Raw genomic sequence first — 18937 nt, forward strand, 5'->3', positions numbered from 1 at the left:
GTTTTTTCTAGGCGTCCAACCGGGTGAATCGGTCTTCGCGGTACTGCTCGACACAGGCGGCGCGCCGGATCTTGCCGCTCGTGGTCGTGGGAATCGACCCGGCCGGCACCAGGACGAGGTCCCCGATATTCAGGCCGTGCGCGTTGGAGATCGCGGAGGTGACATCGCTCTTGACCTCGCTGAGCCAGCGCATCGCGTCCTCGTCGGGGTGGCTCCGCTTCTTGAGCTCGATGATCGTGACCAGCTGCTCGGTGCTGTTCACCGGGACCGATATCGCGGCGACCCGGCCGCGGGTGATCTCTTGGACCGTCGCCTCGATGTCCTCGGGATAGTGATTGCGCCCGCGGATGATCAACAGGTCCTTGATGCGCCCGACAATGAACAGCTCACCCTCGGAGAGGAAACCCAGGTCGCCGGTTCGTAGCCAGGGCCCGTCGGGCGTGCCCGGCGACGGGTCGACGAGCGTCGCGCCGAAGCAGCGCTGCTCCTCCGGGGGTTTGCGCCAATAGCCGTCGGCGACGTTGTCGCCATGCACCCAGATCTCACCGACCACGTCCTGCGGGCACTCGCGGCATGTGTCGCCGTCGACGATCCGCAGGATGGGCGATTGCGGGACTTTGTATTTGACCAGCGCCGTGCCGGTCCCGGGCGCACACCGCCGAACGCGGCCCGCGCCCAGTTCCCCGACGTCGAAGTGGGCCGCCGGCGATGATTCGCTCCACGTGCCGGTCGCCACGAAGACGGTCGCCTCGGCCATCCCGTAGGAGGGACGCATCATGTGGTCCCGAAAATTGAAGTGCGCGAACCGATCGACGAAGCGCCGCAGGGTGGCCGGCTCGACACGTTCGGCGCCGCTGATGATGCCCAGCACGCCGGAGAGGTCGAGCCCGGCCAGGTCGCCGTCGGTCGTCTTGCGGGCGGCCAGGTCAAAGGCGAAGTTGGGCGCCGACGACCACGTATGGGGATTCTCGGCCAGGGCTCGCACCCACCGGGCCGGCCTTTCCAGGAACGAAACCGGGCTCGTCAGCTCGGCGCGATGGCCGCTGAGGATCGGTGCGCAGACCCCCAGCACCAAGCCCATGTCGTGGTAGAAGGGCAACCACGACACAATCGTGGCGTCGGACGGGACTTTGGAGTCCGCGAAAAAGCTGCGCATCAGCTGCTCGAAGTTCACCTGGAGGTTGCGGTGCGAGAGCATGACTCCGGTCGGCAGCCGGGTCGAACCCGAGCTGTACTGCAAATACGCCGTGCTGGGTAAATCCCTTGTCTGAAGGCTTGTTCCGCCGTCGGCGTCCAGGTTCATCGAATCGATTTCGAGGACCTCGGGAACGGCGTCCAGGCGTGCTTGATCGACATAGTCGGTGATGTCTTCCGCGACCGCGGACGTTGTGAGGACGACCGAGGGCGACGTATCGGCGAAGACCGCGCTCACCCGCTCGTGATTCGAGCCGCGGTGCGGCAACGGGAGCGGGACCGCGATCAGCCCGGCCTGCATGGATCCCAAAAACGCCAGGATGTAGTCAAGGCCCTGCGGGGCCAGGATTACCGCCCGGTCTCCGACGGAGCCATGACGGCTGAGCTCGCGTGCCACATTGAGAGTTCGGCGGGATAACTGCGACCACGTGAGGCTCTCGGGGACACCCTCCCAATCGTGCTCGTAATTGGTAAAGGTGAACGCTAAATCGTTGGGCCGCAGGCTGGCACGCCCGTGCAGCATCGAGAGAATGGATGACTGGGGCCCCGGTGTCATTGGCGTCACATCACGTCCGTCGGTTCGGATTCAGTGGTCGGCCTGTCCCGGGCCGTGCGACAACACGGACATGGCGCCACTGAGGATCTGCGAGAACGGATCGGCGCCGCCGCCGAACGTCGCCTGGTTGGCCGGCGCGGTGACCTCCGCCGGGTCGAAGCCGCGCACCGGATCCACCTGGACCGGAGCGGTCGACGGGTCGTCGTTTCGCGCATAGCCCGCGTTCACCCGGGGGATCAGGATCGCGTCGAGCTTGTTCAGCGTGTCTTCGTCAATCCCGATGTATTTCAGCGGCATGACAAGGGGAAGGTGCTTCTCCGGGACCATGATCGTCGTGTCCTTGGCGCCCCTGGAGTTGATCGTCGTCCTGATGTTCTGCGGCGGCACCATGCTCGAGTTGGTGAAGGCCACCGCCGTGTGACCGGTCGCGAGGCCCATGAGCGTGTTGGCGAGGGCGAACATGTTGTCCGGCCGGTCGGGGAAGTCCGCGATCGAGTCGTAGGCGGCCACGAACCTGTTGGTGTCGTACTGGCTCTCGTACGGCGGCGGCATGCGGTAGTCGAGTGCGGGAACGACGCTGCCCACCGGGAACATGGCGGTCAGGAAACTCTGACCGAAGGCGTGATGCCCGACCGGGTCGCCGAATGTGGCGAAGTTCAGCGTGTTCGGCGGGGGAGCGGTCGGGTCATTCGCCAGCCGGGCCTGCTCGCCGTCGACCACGAACCCGCCCTCGGACAAGCCGATCGCCGTACCGGGGCGACCGGTGCGGATCGCCGCATCGAGGTTGTTCACTCCCGCGTCGACCGACTCGCCAACGCTGGGGCCGTCCAGACCCAGGCCCGGGAACAGCTCCTCGCCGATCTTGCCGATGCCCGGGAAGAGCCGCTCCAGCACGTGGCCCTGAACCTGCCCCGCCGGGTAGCGGACGATCTCGCGGTTCTGGCCCGGGAACCATTGGGCGCCCTCCTGGCGGATGTACTCGTCGTAGGGGATGCCCAGCACGTGAGCGCCGCCGAGGGCGAACGCGGTCTGGTCGCCCGGCGCCCCGGGCGTCGGCGGCCCGCCGACGGGCGTGTCATCGGCCGACGCGGTCCCGACGCCGAAACATCCTGTGGCGCTGACGGTTACCAGCGCCGTCAGTCCTGCGAGTAGTTTCCTCATGCCTGCCCCCGACGGCTCGCCTTCGTCTCGTAGTTTCACATACATCATGCGTGGTGCGCTAACTCGGTTGCGGCTCGGCGCGTCCGCCGCGCGCCCATGCGCGACGGCCACCAGTTCGCCCGGCCGACCAGCGCGGCGACGGCGGGAACCGTGACGGTGCGCACCAGGAAGGTATCCAGCAAAATTCCCACACCGATCACGAAACCGCCCTGGACCACGGTGCCGATGCTGGAGAACAGGAGGCCGCACATCGAGGCGGCGAAGATCAGGCCCGCCGCGGTGATCACGCCGCCCGTCGAACCCAGGGTGCGAATGATGCCGTAGCGCATGCTGTGCGGAGACTCGTCGCGCATGCGCGAGACGAGCAGCATGTTGTAGTCGGCTCCCACCGCGACCAGCACCACGAATGCCAGCGGCGGCACGCTCCAATGCAATTGCTGGCCGAGGAGGAATTGAAACACCAGAGCGCCGATGCCCACCGCCGACAGATACGAAATGACCACGGAAGCAACCAGATACAGCGGCGCGACGATCGCACGCAGCAGCGCGATCAAGGTCACGAGCACGACGAGCAGGGTCACCGCGATGATGAACCGGATGTCGTGTTGGTAGTAGTCGCGCGTGTCCTTCAGCCCAACGGTGTATCCCGCCATCGATACCGTGGCGTCCGCCAACGCGGTATTCGGTTGGGCCCCCCGGGCGGTCGCACCGATCGCGTTGACCTGATCCATGGCTTCGGTGCTGAACGGATTGAGTTTGGTCTGAACCAGATACCGCACCGAGCGGCCGTCGGGCGAAATGAATACCTTGGCGGCCTGCTGGAATTCCTTGAGGTGCAGGAGCTGGGACGGGATGTTGAACCCGGCCATCGCCGGTTGTGCCGCATCATGTTTCAGCGACAGCAGGAACGCCGCCGACTCGCTGAGCCCGGCGCCCAGCTGTTTGACCTGGTCGACGAGTTGAGCCACCGCGTCGGCGACCTGGCGGCTCCCGCCGGCGAACCGGTTGGCGCCGTCCTGCAGCTTGTTCAGGTTCCCCTGCAGCCCGCCGGGCTGGTCCATCCCCATGGAGCGCAGCACGTTGGTGAGCTTCGCCAGCGCCGCACGCAGGCGGTCCGTCGACGCCTTCAGTGCCCGTTTGTCCGGGTAGTCCTGCAGTTGGTGGGCCAGGTCGTTGATCGCGTCGAGGTCCCCCTGATCGCGCGCACCGACCAGCTGCTCGAATGTCCCGCGGGTGGCGCTGCACGACGGATCGGTGTCGCAGACCGGGTTACCCTGCAGCGCCGCCAGCACCGGGCCTATCCAGGCGAACATGTTCTTGGCGGCCGAGAAGTTCCAGCCCATCGTGTTGCTGAGCGAGTTGACGTGGTCGACGAGTTGGGCGGCGATGTCGACCTCTTTGACCAGCGTGTCGCCGCTGTACTGGTTCTTCACCGAGGAGAAGGCATTCTCCAGTTCCTGCACGCCGGCAGCGATCTGGCTGACCTGGCCGCGCACGTCGCCGAGGCTGTCGGCCAGCGTGCCGGCCCCTTGGACCAGCCGGTTGAGGTCGTTGGTGTGGTCGCTGATCAGGGTCGACCCGCCGGCCAGAAAGGTGCCGATGGCGCCCGCCTGATAGGTGGCCCTGAACTGTTCCGGCACGTTTCCGGTGGGACGGGTGATGCCGCTGACGGCCGCGATGTTCGGCAATTGGCTGACCCGGTCCGCCATCTGTTCCAAGTCGGCAAGGGCCTGCGGCGTGCGAAGGTCGTGCGGCGATTGGATAAGGATGTACTCCGGGATGGACTGATTCACGGGGAAATGGCGATCCAGCGCGGCATACCCGAGGGAGCTGGGAGCGGAAGGCGGCAGGGCCTTGCGATCGTCGTAGTTGTAGCGCACCAGGCCGGCGCAGCTGGCCAGGACGATCAACACCAGCACGCTGGCGACCAGATGGGCTTTCGGCCGGCGCACGATGCGGATGCCGGAGCGCCGCCAGAACCGGGCGGTCAGTTCGCGCCGCGGCTTGACCCAGCCGCGCGGCCCGGCGAGCACCAGGATCGCCGGCAACAACGTCACCGCGGCGAGGAATGCCACGCCGATCCCGATCGCCGACGACACCCCGACCGTCTTGAACACGCCCATTCGGGCGAAGCTGATGAGCAGAAATGTGATTCCCACGGTGGCGGCGGAGGCGGCGATCACCTTTCCGATCGAGATCATCGCCCGCCGGACCGCCTGGTCGAAATCCGCGCCCGACCGCAGATGGTCGTGATAGCGGCTGATGAGAAAGACCGCGTAATCCGTTCCGGCGCCGGCCATGATCGCGCTCAGGAACACGATGGACTGGTTCGAGACGCCCGAGCCGGTCAGCTGGGAGTAGCCCGCCACCACCGCCTGCGCGATCACCAGGGACAACCCGATCGTCAGCAACGGCAGCAGCATGGTGACGGCGCTGCGGTACACCATCAGCAGGACGATGAGCACCGCGACGGCGATCGCCAGCTCGATCGGCATCCGGTCCCGATCGCCCGCGACCGTGAGGTCGGCGACGGTCGCCGCGGGCCCGGTGAGGTGTGCGGTGAGATGCGTTCCGGCGGGGGCCTGTGTCAGGGCGTGTTTGACGATGTCGCCGATCCGGTTGAAGGCGGCGTAGGACCGTGGGGTGCCCAACTCGCCCGCAACGCCGACCGGCAGCACCCACGCCTGGTGGTCTTCGCTGGTCACGACCGAGCGCAGGGGCGGCGTGCTGAGGAAATCCTGCACCATCACGACATCTCGCGTGTCCTGGCGCAGCGCGTCCACCACGTTGCGGTAGGCGGCTTCGTCGGCGGGGCCCAGCCCTCGCGGGGATTTGTCGTCCGTCAGGACCACCAACAGGAGGTCTTCCGAGCCCGATTCGTGAAACGCCTCGGTCATCTTTCGGGCGGTGACGCTCGACGGCGCGTCGCTGGGCAAGATGGCGAGCGGATGCTTCTGGGCCATCTCGCCCAGGGAGGGGAGTGTCAGCGGCAGGGCGACCGCAACCGCGACCCAGAGCCCTATCACCGCCCAGGGCCACCGCACCACGAAATCGGCTAGCCGTCGCATATCGCCCTCACCCCAGCACCCCGAGCCATTCACGAGCCATCGAACTACCCCACGCTACGCAACGCGTCCCCAATGCCCGCTGTCGGCGACCCGCACGCATACGGATTTCATCGCCTCCACGTAGCGGAGAACCGATTTCTGGGCGACCGGATTGTCGGGATACATGATCGCCATTGCCGTGCCCTCCCCGTACCGAAAGAGATAGCTGGTCAATTGATAGGAATACCGGCCGTCAGAGTAGATCCCGATGTTGTTCGCAAGGCCCAGTTCGGCCGCCGCGAGGACAGCGTTGAGCGGGGCGGCGCCGCCATGCAAAAAGTTCGTCACCAGAAAATCTGGCTGTGGCCAACTCAACCACGGCGCCAGCTCCAGTACGCGGTAGTACGGCACCTTCGCCAAGTCCAGACCCGAATCGAAGGACGCCTGCGCCGCCCACGCGGCATCGCCGAAAGAGGCCGCGGCTATTGGCACGGTGATCGGGACCAGGCCGGTAAACCAGCCCTGCGTCATAAAATTATCCGTCGTTCTGCGCGTATCCCGTGGAGTGAGGCCGTAATACGTGAGAGCGCCCGTGAACTCGTGCTCCACCAGGGCGATGCAGGCGAACAAGCCGCCGATGAAGCGCGCGCCGGCCGCTGTGCAGGCCGATTCGAACCGCTCCGTCTGTTCCGCGTCCATCAGGAGTTCGGAGACCATGTCACTGTCACTCGGTTCCAACGGGTTACCCAGCGGGAGTGGGAATTCAGGAAAGCCGCCATTGTTGTTTTCGGCGAAGTCAATCCACGCGCGTACCTCAGGCGAATCCACGGTCAGCGTCGACGTGTACTGGCGTTCACGGGCGCAGAAATCGTCGAAGCTGCCGGCATCGGGAAGCGCAAGGGGTTCGCCGCCTCCGCTCAACGCCGCATACATTCCGTTGGCCTCCAGCATCGTGGTGCCGATCAACGTCGCGTCCCCGTGGACATGATCCATGGCGGCAAAGAAGGTGAAGCGGCCCTCGCTCTGGATGATCCCGAAGGTGAAGCAGCCCCACTCCAGCGGATTCGGTATGGCCACGACATGGGCGCGTATTTCGTCAACCGTCATGTCGCCGTGCTCGATCGGCGTGAATTCGATGTCGGCGGGGTCGCTGACGGTGTGCCTGACGAACTCGCCGTTACCGGTGCGCTCGAACCAACTGCGGAACGTGTCATGCCGACGCAGGTACGCGTTGACGGCGTGATCCATGGCGGCGATATCACAGCGGCCGGGCACCTCACAGGTGGCGATGATCTGCCGTGAAAAGTCCAGCCCCGCGGCCGTCCGTTCGTGATAGTTACGAAGGTGTTGGCGCTGCATGTAGCTGACCGGCACGGAACTGGCCGGCGCCCGTCGGACCTTTTCGGCGGCCGCGGCCGTCGGGTGCCAGGAGATCACCGATCCTGGGGTCGGCGTCCAATCACCGAGCGAGCCGATCGTAATTTTCCCGATGCGCAATCTTTCTCCCCGGTCTGGACAGCTGCAGTTCGGCCGGCCCCACGATCGACGATACCTGCGCGCCGCGGTGCCCCGAACGACCCACAGTTGTCATACTTGGCATCGGAGGTGATTCGGCTTAGGGCAACCGGGCCGGGCATGTGTACATTCGCGATCACGGTCGCTGGAGGCAGTACACCGGGGGGAGTTCGGCCAGGTCTGGTCCGGGGTATGTGCGATGAGCGGCCTACGACGTGATTCGTAGCTACCGCGGCCCGGTGCCGCGAGGGCCGCGGGCATCCAACCTTCGCCGACCGAAACAGGGAGGACAACGGCATGGCATCCGTCGAAGATCTGATGCAGGGGGGCGCGGGGTTCGCGATCGTCGGCTACGCGGCGCGCTTGCCGGGTGCCGCCGACGCGGACGAATTCTGGCGGGTGCTGGCCGAAGGCCGGGATGCGATATCGGAGGTGCCCGCCGACCGGTGGGATGCCGACGAATTCTTCGACCCCGATCCCGACACGCCCGGGAAGGTTGTGACCCGTCGGGCGGGCTTCGTCGATGACGTGGCGGGGTTCGACGCGCCGTTCTTCGGCATGTCGGCGCGCGAGGTCCGATTGCTGGACCCGCAGCATCGGCTCTTGCTGGAGACGGCGTGGCGGGCGGTGGAGCATTCGGGCACCGCGCCAACGGCTTTGGCGAACACCAACACCGGCGTGTTCATCGGTTTGTCCACCCATGACTACCTGGGAATGGCATCCGACGAGCTGACTTTCCCCGAGATCGAGGCCTATATGGCGATCGGGACGTCGAATGCCGCGGCGGCGGGCCGGATCAGCTATCGGTTGGGGTTGCAGGGCCCGGCGGTCGCCGTCGACACGGCCTGCAGCTCGTCGCTGGTGGCGATCCATCAGGCGTGCCAGGCGCTGCGCTTGGGGGAGTGTGACCTCGCGCTGGCCGGCGGCGCGAACGTCCTGCTCACCCCGGCGACCATGATCACCTTTTCCAGCGCGCACATGCTCGCGCCCGACGGCCGGTGCAAGACCTTCGACGCGGCCGCGGATGGCTACGTGCGCGGCGAGGGCTGCGGCGTCATCGTCATCAAGCGGCTCGAGGACGCGATCCGCGACGGCGACCGGGTTCGGGCCGTCATCCGGGGCAGCGCGATCAACCAGGACGGCGCGTCGGGTGGTTTGACGGTGCCGAACGGCATTGCCCAGCAACGGGTTATCGCCGAGGCGCTGAAGCGCGCCGGCGTCGCGCCCGGCGACGTCGGATACCTGGAGGCGCACGGGACCGGGACGTCGCTGGGCGACCCGATCGAGGCCCAGGCCGCGGGCGCGGTGCTCGGCGCCGGGCGCGAACCCGGCCGGCCGCTGCTGATCGGCTCGGTGAAGACGAACATCGGGCATCTGGAGGCGGCCGCGGGGATCGCGGGTGTCATCAAGGTCATCCTGTCGCTCGAGCACGAGTTACTGCCGCAGCACCTGCACTTCCGCAATCCGTCGCCGCACATTCCGTGGGACCGGCTCGCGGTGCAGGTTGTCAAGGAGGCGACCGCCTGGGAACGCAACGGCCGGCCCCGCATCGCGGGGGTCAGCTCGTTCGGGTTCGCCGGGACCAACGCGCACGTCATCGTCGAAGAAGCGCCCGATGAAGCGGGTCGGGCCGCGGCGGCACCGAGTCCGGCCGACCGGCGGCGCTTCAGCGTTCTCCCGCTGTCGGCCCGCACGCCCGCCGCACTGGTGCAGATCGCCGGCCAATACCGCAGCTGGTTGAGCGCGCACCCGGAGGCCACCCTGGCGGACCTCTGCCTCACCGCCGGGGTGGGGCGAGCGCACTTCGAGCACCGGGCCGCGTTGGTGGTCAATTCCAGACAAGCCGCCGGCGAGTTGCTCGGCGCGCTGGCGGACGACCGCCCGGCGCCCGGTCTGGTGCGCGGAGTGTCCGACGACACCCCGAAGACGGCGTGGCTGTTCACCGGTCAGGGCAGCCAGTACCCGGGCATGGCCCGGGAGCTGTTCGACACCGAGCCGGTGTTCGCCGAGACGCTGACCCGCTGCGCGGCGGTGGTCGCCGATGTTCTCGAAAAGCCTTTGCTGGACGTCATTTTCGATGGGGATGGCGCCGGCGGCCCGGACGGCCCGGACGTCGGAGAGACGCTGCGGCGGACCTCCTACGCCCAGCCCGCCCTGTTCGCGGTGGAGATGGGCCTGGCCCGGCTCTGGCAGTCGTGGGGCTTCGAACCCGACGTGGTGCTGGGCCACAGCGTCGGCCAGTATTCGGCAGCCTGCGTCGCGGGCGTGTTCAGCCTCGAGGACGGCGCGCGGCTGATGGCCGAGCGCGGGCGACTCTTCGGCAGCCTGCCCGCGGGCGGCCGGATGGCGGCGGTATTCACCGCCGCCGAGCGCGTCGAGAGCCTCACCGACGAGTTCCCCAGCCTGTCGGTGGCCGCCTACAACGGCGCCAACACCGTGCTGTCAGGGCCCGCACAGGATCTGGACCGGGCGGTGGCCCGGTTGGCGGCCGACGGTGTCCGGTGTGACTGGCTGGACACCAGCCACGCGTTCCACTCGGCGCTGCTGGATCCGATCCTCGACGAGTTCGAGTCGTATGCGAACCGGTTCGATTACGGCCCGCCGCAACGGATCTTGGTGGACAACCGCACCGGCGCCGCGCTCGGCAGGAGCGTGAAAATCGACGGCGCCTACTGGCGTCGCCACGCACGCCAGCCGGTCGAGTTCGCGAAAAGCGTGCGCACGCTTGCCGATCTGGGTTGCAAAGTGCTGCTCGAGATCGGCCCGCAACCGGTGCTCACCGCCGCGGCCCTGCGGGCATGGCCCGACCCGGCCACCGCACCGCGGGCGATCGCGTCGCTGCGTCGAAACACCGCCGACCACCGCCAGATCACCGAGGCCCTCGCCGACGCGTACATCCTGGGCCACCTGCCCGACTTCGGCGCTTTGCGGCAGGCGCACGCGCGAAAGCTCGACCTGCCCACCTATCCGTTCCAGCATCGCCAGTACTGGTACCGCGACAACCGGGAACTGCCCAACCAACAATCCCACATGGCGGTGACGACCGAAGCCGTCCGGCTTCTCGAGGACGGCCGGATCGAGGAACTCGCCACGCTTTTGAACGGTGGTGCGAGCGGCGACCAGCAGACCGTCGACGTGCTGACAAGGCTTGCCGCACAACACAACCAACAGCGCAAAACCCGGTCGATCGCGGACGACCGCTACGAGATTCGCTGGGAGAGATCCGCCGTGGCCTCGGACGCGCAGGCCGACGAGGCGGCCACCTGGCTGCTCATCGGCGATGATGGCGACGTCGTCCGGCCTCTGGTCGACGCGCTGACCGCGCGGGGGCACCGGCATCGGATCCTCGGGTTGCCGGCGTCCGACGCGGACGAGGAACGGCTCGAGGCCGCGTTGCGCGCCGCGGCGGCGGACGAACCGGCGCTGCGCATCCTGCATGTCGCGGCCCTCGGCCCCGACACCGTGCCCTCGACGGGGTCGCTGTCGCGGATGCAACACCGAGTCCTGGGCGGAACGCGGCGACTCTTCCGCGCCGCGGCCGCCGCCGAACTGCGCACACCCATCTGGGTGGTAACCCGTGGCGCGCAACGGGTCACCGACACCGACACCGTGTCACCGGATCAGAGTTGCCTGTGGGGATTCGGTCGTGCCGCCTCGCTGGAGCATCCGCGAGTGTGGGGCGGACTGGCGGACCTGGCGCACGGCACCGCTGACGAATGGGCACGGTTGATCGACCAGATCATGGCGCCGCGCGACTCGGCCATCAGGGAAGACCAACTGGCCGTGCGTGATCAAACGGTCTATGTTCCCCGGCTGGTTCGGCGGGTGGGGGCACCGAGCGCGACGCCGCCGGCATTGCGCGATGACGCAACGTATCTGGTGACCGGGGGGCTGGGTTCGGTCGGGCTGGAAATCGCCGGATACCTGGCCGCGCACGGCGCCCGGCACCTGGTGCTGACCGGCCGGCGCCCGCCCAGCGATGCCGCCCAACGGCGCGTCGACGCGCTACGCGAACGGCACGGCTGCGAAATCCGGGTCGCCGCGGCCGATGTCGCCAACGCGGACGACGTCGCGCGCCTGCTCGCCACCGTGCAGGCCGAACTGCCGCCGCTGGCCGGCATCGTCCACGCCGCGGGCGAGATCGGCACCACCCCGCTGAGCGCACTCGACTTCGAATCCCATCAAGCCGAAGTGGATCGGGTGTTCGCCGGGAAGGTCTGGGGCGCATGGTATTTGAGCGAAGCGGTCGCGGGCCTGCAGCTGGACTTCTTCCTCAGCACCTCCTCGATCGCCTCGGTGTGGGGCGGATACGGCCAGACCGCCTACGGCGCGGCCAACGCCTTCCTCGACGCGCTGGCCTGGCGGCTGCGCGAGCGCGGCATCCCGGGGATCAGCGTTAACTTCGGACCGTGGTCGGCGGGCATGGCCGACCAGGAGTCTCGCGCGCGACTGGATCAACGCGGCGTCAAGACATTGTCACCTGCCGATGCGCTGGCGGGCATGGCCGATCTCCTGGCGGCGTCTGCCGCGCAGGGGGTTTTGGCCCGGATCGACTGGGCCCGCTTCCTGCCGCTCTACCAGCAGGCCGGGCGGCGGTCCTTCCTGGCGGAGCTGGAACGCGAGCTGCCCGAGTCGGTGCCGGCACTGACGTCGTCGGGCAAGACCCAGCTGGTCGAGCGGCTCACCCACGCCCCGGTGCAGCGGCGCAAGAAGCTTATGACGGACTACCTGCGCGAGGTGGTGGCGGAGGTGACGCGCGTCGACGCCGCGGAGATCCGCGAGGACGCCGGATTCTTCGATCTCGGCATGGATTCGCTGATGGCCATCGAATTGCGGCGCCGCCTCGAGCAAGCGGTGGGCAGGGAGATACCGGCGACCCTGGCGATGGACTACCCGCGCCTGTCCGACGTGGCGGATCACCTGCTCGGCGACGTGCTCGGGCTCAGCGAGCAGGCCTCCGCTGGTTCGGCGCCTCAGCTCGCCTCCCTGGCAAAGGGGGGCACGGACGAGCCGATCGCGATCGTCGCGGTGTCGTGCCGTTTCCCAGGCGCGCCCGATCCGGAAGCCTTCTGGGAGGTGCTGTCCGGCGGTGTCGACGCGATCCGGGAAGTCCCGGAGGACCGATTCGACATCGACGAGTTTTACGACCCGGATCCAGAAACCCCGGGCAAGATCTACAGCCGCTTCGGCGGATTCCTCGACGGAATCGACGGATTCGACCCGGAGTTTTTCGGCATCTCCCCGCGCGAGGCCGTGTGGATCGAGCCGCAGCAGCGGCTGATGCTGGAAACCGCGTGGGAGGGCTTAGAACGGGCGGGGTACGCGCCGGCGAACCTGCGCGGCAGCCGAACCGGCGTCTTCGTGGGGGTCGCCGCCAACGAGTATGCCCATCTGCTGTCCGCCGAGTCGGTCGACAAAATCGAGCCCTACTTCATCACCGGCAATGCGCTCAACGCCATCTCGGGCCGGGTCGCCTTCGCGCTTGGGCTGGAAGGACCGGCGGTGGCGGTCGACACCGCGTGCAGCTCGTCGTTGGTGGCCGTCCACCAGGCCTGCCAGGCATTGCACTCCGGCGACTGCGATTTGGCGTTGGCCGGCGGCGTGAACGTCTTGCTGAGTCCGGTAACCATCATCGCCGCCTCACGCGCCAGGATGCTTTCCCCCGTCGGGCGATGCAAGACCTTCGACGCCTCCGCCGACGGCTACGTGCGCAGTGAGGGCTGCGGGATTCTGGTGCTCAAGAGGCTGAGCGACGCGATGCGCGACGGCGATCGGGTGTGCGCGGTCATCCCGGGCAGCGCGGTCAACCAGGATGGCGCGTCCAGCGGTTTGACGGTGCCCAATGGTGGCGCACAGCAACGGCTTATCGGCGGGGCGCTGGCCCGCGCCGGTCTCGCAGGCGGGGACGTTGACTATCTTGAGGCGCACGGAACGGGTACGCCGCTGGGTGATCCGATCGAGGTGCAGGCGGCCGGGGCCGTCTACGGCGCCGGCCGTGACGCGGACCGGCCGTTGCTGATCGGATCGGTGAAGACCAACATCGGCCACCTCGAGGCGGCATCGGGGGCCGCCGGTCTGATCAAGGTCGTGTTGTCGCTGCAGCACGAAATGCTGCCGCAGAGCCTGCACTTCGAGACACCGTCGCCGCATATCCCGTGGGACTCGCTGCCGGTGCGGGTCGTGGACAAGGCGATTCCCTGGCAGGCCAACGGCAGGCCGCGACGCGCCGGCATAAGTTCCTTCGGGTTCACCGGCACGAACGCGCACGTGCTGATCGAGGAGGCGCCACCACAATCGGCGACCGCCGACGAATACTCCACGGGCGCCGTCTTACCCAACGCCACCGTGGCATCGGAGCCGGACGGCCAAGATGAGCCGGTCGAGGTGCTGCCGTTGTCCGCGCGGTCACCGCAGGCGCTGGTGGCCTTGGCGCAGCGGTATGGCGAGTGGTTGAACACCCACCCCAAGGTCGACATCGCCGATGTGTGCTTCACGGCCGGGGCCGGGCGTTCGCATTTCGAACACCGGGCCGCGCTGGTGGTGGATTCGGTTCAGGGCGCCCGCGAGGGGCTGGCCGAGTTGGCCGAGAACCGGATGCGACCGGGAGTGGTCCGCGGCGAGTGCACGGACCCGCCGACGACGGCATGGTTGTTCACCGGGCAGGGCAGCCAGTACCCGGGGATGGCGCGCGAATTGTTCGACGCCGAGCCAGTTTTCGCGGAAACGGTGACACGCTGCGCGGACGCGGTCGACCCGATCCTGCCGCGGCCGCTGCTGGAGGTGCTGTTCGCCACCGACCACGACACCGGTAGTGAGGCCGGCGGTAACGTCGGTAAAGGGCTGGGCCACACGTCGTTTGCGCAGCCCGCGCTTTTCGCCGTCGAGATGGGCCTGGCCCGGCTGTGGCAGTCGTGGGGCGTCGAGCCCGACGTGGTGCTGGGGCACAGCGTGGGCCAGTACGCGGCGGCGTGTGTGGCCGGCGTCTTCAGCCTCGAGGACGGGGCACGGCTCATGGCCGAGCGCGGCCGGCTGTTCGGCAGCCTGCCCGACGGCGGACGAATGGTGGCGGTGTTCGCCGACGCCAAGTACGTCGAGGAGATCGCCAACGAATTCCCCCGAGTGTCGGTCGCCGCCTACAACGGACCCAACACGGTGCTGTCGGGTCCCGGCGCGGATCTGGAACAGATCGTCGCCAGGTGCGGCACTGAGGGGACCCGGTGCAGTTGGCTGGAGACCAGCCACGCCTTCCATTCGGAGCTGCTGGAGCCGGTGCTCGGTGAATTCGAGTCGTACGCGGCGCGATTGCCGTTCGCCGTGCCGACGTTGCCGCTGGTCTGCAACCGCACCGGCGCGGTGCTCACGGCGGAAAGCCCGCTGGACGCCCAGTATTGGCGGCGGCATTCCCGCCAGCCGGTGCAGTTCGCCGAAAGCGTGCGCACCGTGGCGGCGCTGGGATGCTCGGTGCTGATGGAGATCGGCCCGCAGCCGGTTCTGACCGGGGCCGCGGTGCAGGTCTGGCCGGAGCACCTGGCCGCGCCGCGCGCGATCGTCTCCCTGCGCAAGGGTGTCGGCGACCGGCGCCAGATCGCCGAGGCGCTGGCGGGGGCCTACGTCAGCGGTCATCGGCCCAAGTTCGCCGCGCTGCACCGTCAACCTCGCCGCAGACTCGAACTGCCCACCTATCCGTTTCAGCGCCATCGCTTCTGGCCCAAGACTTCCGGTATTGCCGGCCTCGACGGACAAGGCGGTTCCGCATCCGGAATCCTGGGTAGCGCAAAGGATCTCGCCTCCGGCGATTCCGTCTACACCAGCCGGCTGTCGGTCAAGTCGCAGCCGTGGCTTTCCGATCACGTCATCTATGGCACGGTCGTCGTTCCGGGGGCGACGTATGCGGCGATGGCGCTGGCCGCCGTCGGGCCGCCGGGGCGGGTGCAGGACGTCTTCTTCTACGAGCCGATCATCCTGCCCGAGAAGACCTCTCGCGAGGTGCAGCTGACGCTGCATCCGCTGGAGGACGGCTTGCAGAACGGGGGGGCCTGGGGCTTCCGTGTGCACAGCCGCCCATACGGTGTCCGTGACGCCGAATGGTCGCTGAACGCCGACGGCACCGTCATCGCCGGTGTCGAGAACGAGCCGGCACCCGAGCAGGCCGATCCCGCGGAGCCCCTCCAGGCGGCAACCGAGCGGATGGAGCGCATGCGTCCGCAGGAGCTGTTCGACACCTTCGCCGACATGGAGCTGGCGTGGGGGGCTAACTGGTCCGGTTCGTTGAAGTCGCTGTGGCTCGGCGAGGGTGAGGCGATCGGCGATATCACCGTCGGCGAAGAACTCACCGAACATCTCGGAACCGAGCCGATGCATCCGGTCCTGATGGATCTGTGCACCGGCGTCGCCTTCCCGGCGTTCCCGGCGCTTCTCGCGGCCGAACAGGGCGTGCACGATCTGTTCTTGCCCTTGCGGTACGGGCGGGTGGAGCTGCGGGAGAGGATGCCCCGGCGGTTCTACTGCCGCGCGAGGTGGCACGCCAGCGCCCTCGACGCCGAAACCCAGGTGTTCGATCTCGATTTCGTCGATCGGGATGGCCGTCGCTTGGGTGGGATTCGCGAGTTCACGGTCAAACGCGCGCCCCGGGAGGCGTTGTTGCGCGGGCTCGGCGGCGACGCCACCCGGCTGCTGTATGCCCTCGGCTGGCACGAGGTGCCGGCCCCGCCGTCGAGTGACAGCTCCGAAAACATCAGCGGCACCTGGCTGATCGCCGGATTCAACGAGCTGGCGGCCGAGCTGCCGGGCTGCATCCCGTTCGACAGGGCTACGGATGTCGAGCCCCTGGGGCGGGTGTTGGCGCAGGCGCACGAACGCGGCATGCCGTTCGCCGGCATCGTCTGGCGCAGCGCCGGACCGCGTGCCGACGAGTCGAGCGCCGAATCCATCGCGCGGCTGGAGACCGAGATCGGTCATCTGCTCAGCGCCGTGCACACCGCGCAGGCCGACGACGCGGTGAAGCTGCCCGGCGGGCTGTGGATCGTCACCGAACGGGCGGTGGCGACCGAATCCGGCGAACCGGTCGACCCGGTGCAGGCGGCGCTGTGGGGACTCGGGCGCACCATCGTGAACGAGGAACCGGCCCTGCGCTGCAAGCTGATCGACCACGACGGGTCCGAGGAGGCCGTGCGCTCGCTGGCCGGCCTTCTCGGCGCCCCGATCGACGAGCCCGAACTCGCGCTGCGCCAAGGAAAGTTCTTGGCGTCCCGGCTACTGCAATGGTCGCGCAGCGGCCATCTCAGCGTGCCGCGCGCCGCCGATTACGCCCTGGCCCCCACGGAGCGCGGCGCGATCGACAACCTGCGCCTGACCGAGACGGAAGTGCCGCCGCCCGACGACGGCTACGTGCAGGTCCGGGTTGAGGCCGCCGGTTTGAACTTCCGGGATGTGCTCAATGTGCTGGGCCTCTACCCGGGCGATCCGGGCCCGATCGGCGGCGACTTCGCCGGCACCGTCACCCAATTGGGCAGCGGCGTCACCGGCCTCGAGGTGGACATGCGCGTCTATGGCTTCATGCAGGGCGCGTTCGCCAGCCGGTTCAACGTGCCGGCCCAGTTGCTGGCGCCGATTCCCGCTCGCGTGAGCGCGATAGAAGCGGCGACCATTCCCGCCGCGGCGCTCACGGCGCGGCTCGCGTTCGACTGGGCGCGGCTGAAGCCCGGTGACCGGGTGCTCATCCACGCCGCCAGCGGTGGCGTCGGATTGGCCGCCATCCAGATGGCGCAACGGCACGGTGCGATCGTCTTCGCCACCGCCAGCACCTACAAACGCGCGACGCTGCGCAAGCTGGGTGTGGAATACGTGTACGACTCGCGCAGCACGGATTTCGCCGACCAAATACTGGCCGACACCGACGGTGCCGGCGTTGACGTGGTGCTCAACAGCCTGACCAATGAGGGGTTTGTCGAAGCGACCGTGCGGGCCACCGCCCAGAATGGCCGTTTCGCCGAGATCGCCAAACGAGACATCTGGACTCCCGAGCAGATGGCGGCGGTTCGTCCCGATATCGCCTACGAGATCGTCGCGCTGGACGCGACCACCTTCCAGGAGCCCGAGCGTATTCGCGGCCTGCTGGGCGAGGTGTCGGACGGGTTGGCCATGGGCGAGTGGACGCCGCTACCCGCCGAGATCTACCCGCTGACGGAGGCGAAGACGGCGTTTCGCCGCATGCAGCAAGCGCGGCATATCGGAAAGATCGTGCTGCACATGCCGAAACCGCTACAGCCGCGCGGCGATCGGAGCTATCTGATCACCGGTGGGCTCGGCGCGATCGGCCTGCACACGGCGTCGTATCTGGCCCAACTCGGTGCCGGTGACATCGTGTTGACCAGCCGGCGGGAGCCCGATGCGGACGCACAACGCGCAATCGGGGAGATCGCCGAGCGTTACAAGTGCCGCATCCACACCTTCCCCGCCGACGTCGGCGAGGAGTCGGAGGTCGCACAGCTGCTGGAGCGGATCCGCGCGGAGCTGCCTCCGCTCGCGGGCGTGGCGCACTTGGCGGGCGTGCTCGACGACGCGCTGCTGTCCCAGCAGGACCCGGAGCGTTTCCGGGCGACGTTGGCGCCCAAGGCGTTCGGCGCCCTTCACCTGGACCGGTTGACGAAGGATGACGATCTCGACTTCTTCGTCGTGTCCTCCTCGGTGTCCAGCCTGCTCGGTCCACCCGGCCAGGCCAACTATTCGACCGCCAACGCGTTGCTCGACGGGTTGGTCGCGGGACGACAGGCGCGAGGCGCGCCGGCGACCGGGGTCAACTTCGGTCCCTGGGCGCAGGGGGGCATGGCCTCGTCGGAGGCCGCGCGCGCCAATATCGGTGCGCAAGGGCTGGTTCCGCTGGAACCCTCGGCCGCCCTCGGCGCGCTCGCCGAGGTTGTCGCCAACGGAACCGCGCAGGCGACCGTCATCAAGGCCAACTGGCAGCGTGCCGCGAAGGTGTTGGGCAGTTCTCGCCCACCGATTCTGGACCTCGTGTTGCCGAGCGCCGTCGGGGAGACGACCGGCGACAGCGAGTTGCTCCGGCAACTGCAGGAGATACCGGTGGCGCAGCGCGCCAGCTTCATCACCGAATTCCTGCAGCGCGAGGTGCAGGGTTTCCTGCGGCTCGCGCAACCGCCCGCCGCGACCAGCCGGTTCCTGGACCTGGGTACGGATTCGCTGATGGCGGTCGAGCTCCGCAACCGGTTGCACAGCCAGTTCGGTGGCGCGTTCACGATCAACGCCACCGCGGTGTTCGACTATCCGACGATCGGGGGGCTCGGAGAATATCTCGCGGCTCAGCTGCCCGAGTCGGAATCACCGTCGGGCGAGGCGGAACCGGTTGCGGCGCCGGAGTCGGACCCGGAATCCGTTGCGGCGCCGGAACCGGACCCGGAATCCGTCGCGGTGCCAGAGCCGGGCTGATGCCGGCGGTCAGCCGGCG

At 68.1% G+C, this 18937-nt stretch carries 5 protein-coding genes; 1 reads left to right on the forward strand and 4 read right to left on the reverse strand.

Going from position 1 to position 18937, the window contains the following annotated elements:
• Positions 1–7: 7 nt before the first annotated feature.
• From G6N25_RS17845 to G6N25_RS17860, 4 genes are read right to left on the reverse strand one after another with little or no spacing between them, the layout of a single operon-like run.
• On the reverse strand, positions 8–1750 hold the full coding sequence (locus G6N25_RS17845) for an AMP-binding protein (RefSeq protein ID WP_083072051.1): 1743 nt from the start codon (positions 1748–1750) through the stop codon (positions 8–10).
• A 30-nt stretch (positions 1751–1780) separates the two neighbouring features.
• On the reverse strand, positions 1781–2911 hold the full coding sequence (gene pe, locus G6N25_RS17850; protein WP_083072052.1) for an acyltransferase PE: 1131 nt from the start codon (positions 2909–2911) through the stop codon (positions 1781–1783).
• Positions 2912–2955: 44 nt separating this feature from the next.
• A complete protein-coding gene (locus tag G6N25_RS17855) occupies positions 2956–5979 on the reverse strand; it encodes an MMPL/RND family transporter (protein ID WP_179961679.1) in 3024 nt (1007 codons plus the stop codon).
• Positions 5980–6033: 54 nt separating this feature from the next.
• On the reverse strand, positions 6034–7455 hold the full coding sequence (locus G6N25_RS17860; protein ID WP_083072053.1) for a condensation domain-containing protein: 1422 nt from the start codon (positions 7453–7455) through the stop codon (positions 6034–6036).
• A gap of 315 nt (positions 7456–7770) precedes the next feature.
• Between G6N25_RS17860 and G6N25_RS17865 the strand changes: the two genes are divergently transcribed.
• Positions 7771–18918 carry a type I polyketide synthase gene (locus tag G6N25_RS17865; protein WP_083072054.1) on the forward strand — a complete coding sequence of 3716 codons (11148 nt, stop codon included), beginning with the start codon at positions 7771–7773 and terminating at the stop codon, positions 18916–18918.
• The last annotated feature ends 19 nt before the right edge of the window (positions 18919–18937 follow it).

It is taken from the genome of Mycobacterium heidelbergense, from assembly GCF_010730745.1.
Classification (GTDB): Bacteria; Actinomycetota; Actinomycetes; order Mycobacteriales; family Mycobacteriaceae; genus Mycobacterium; species Mycobacterium heidelbergense.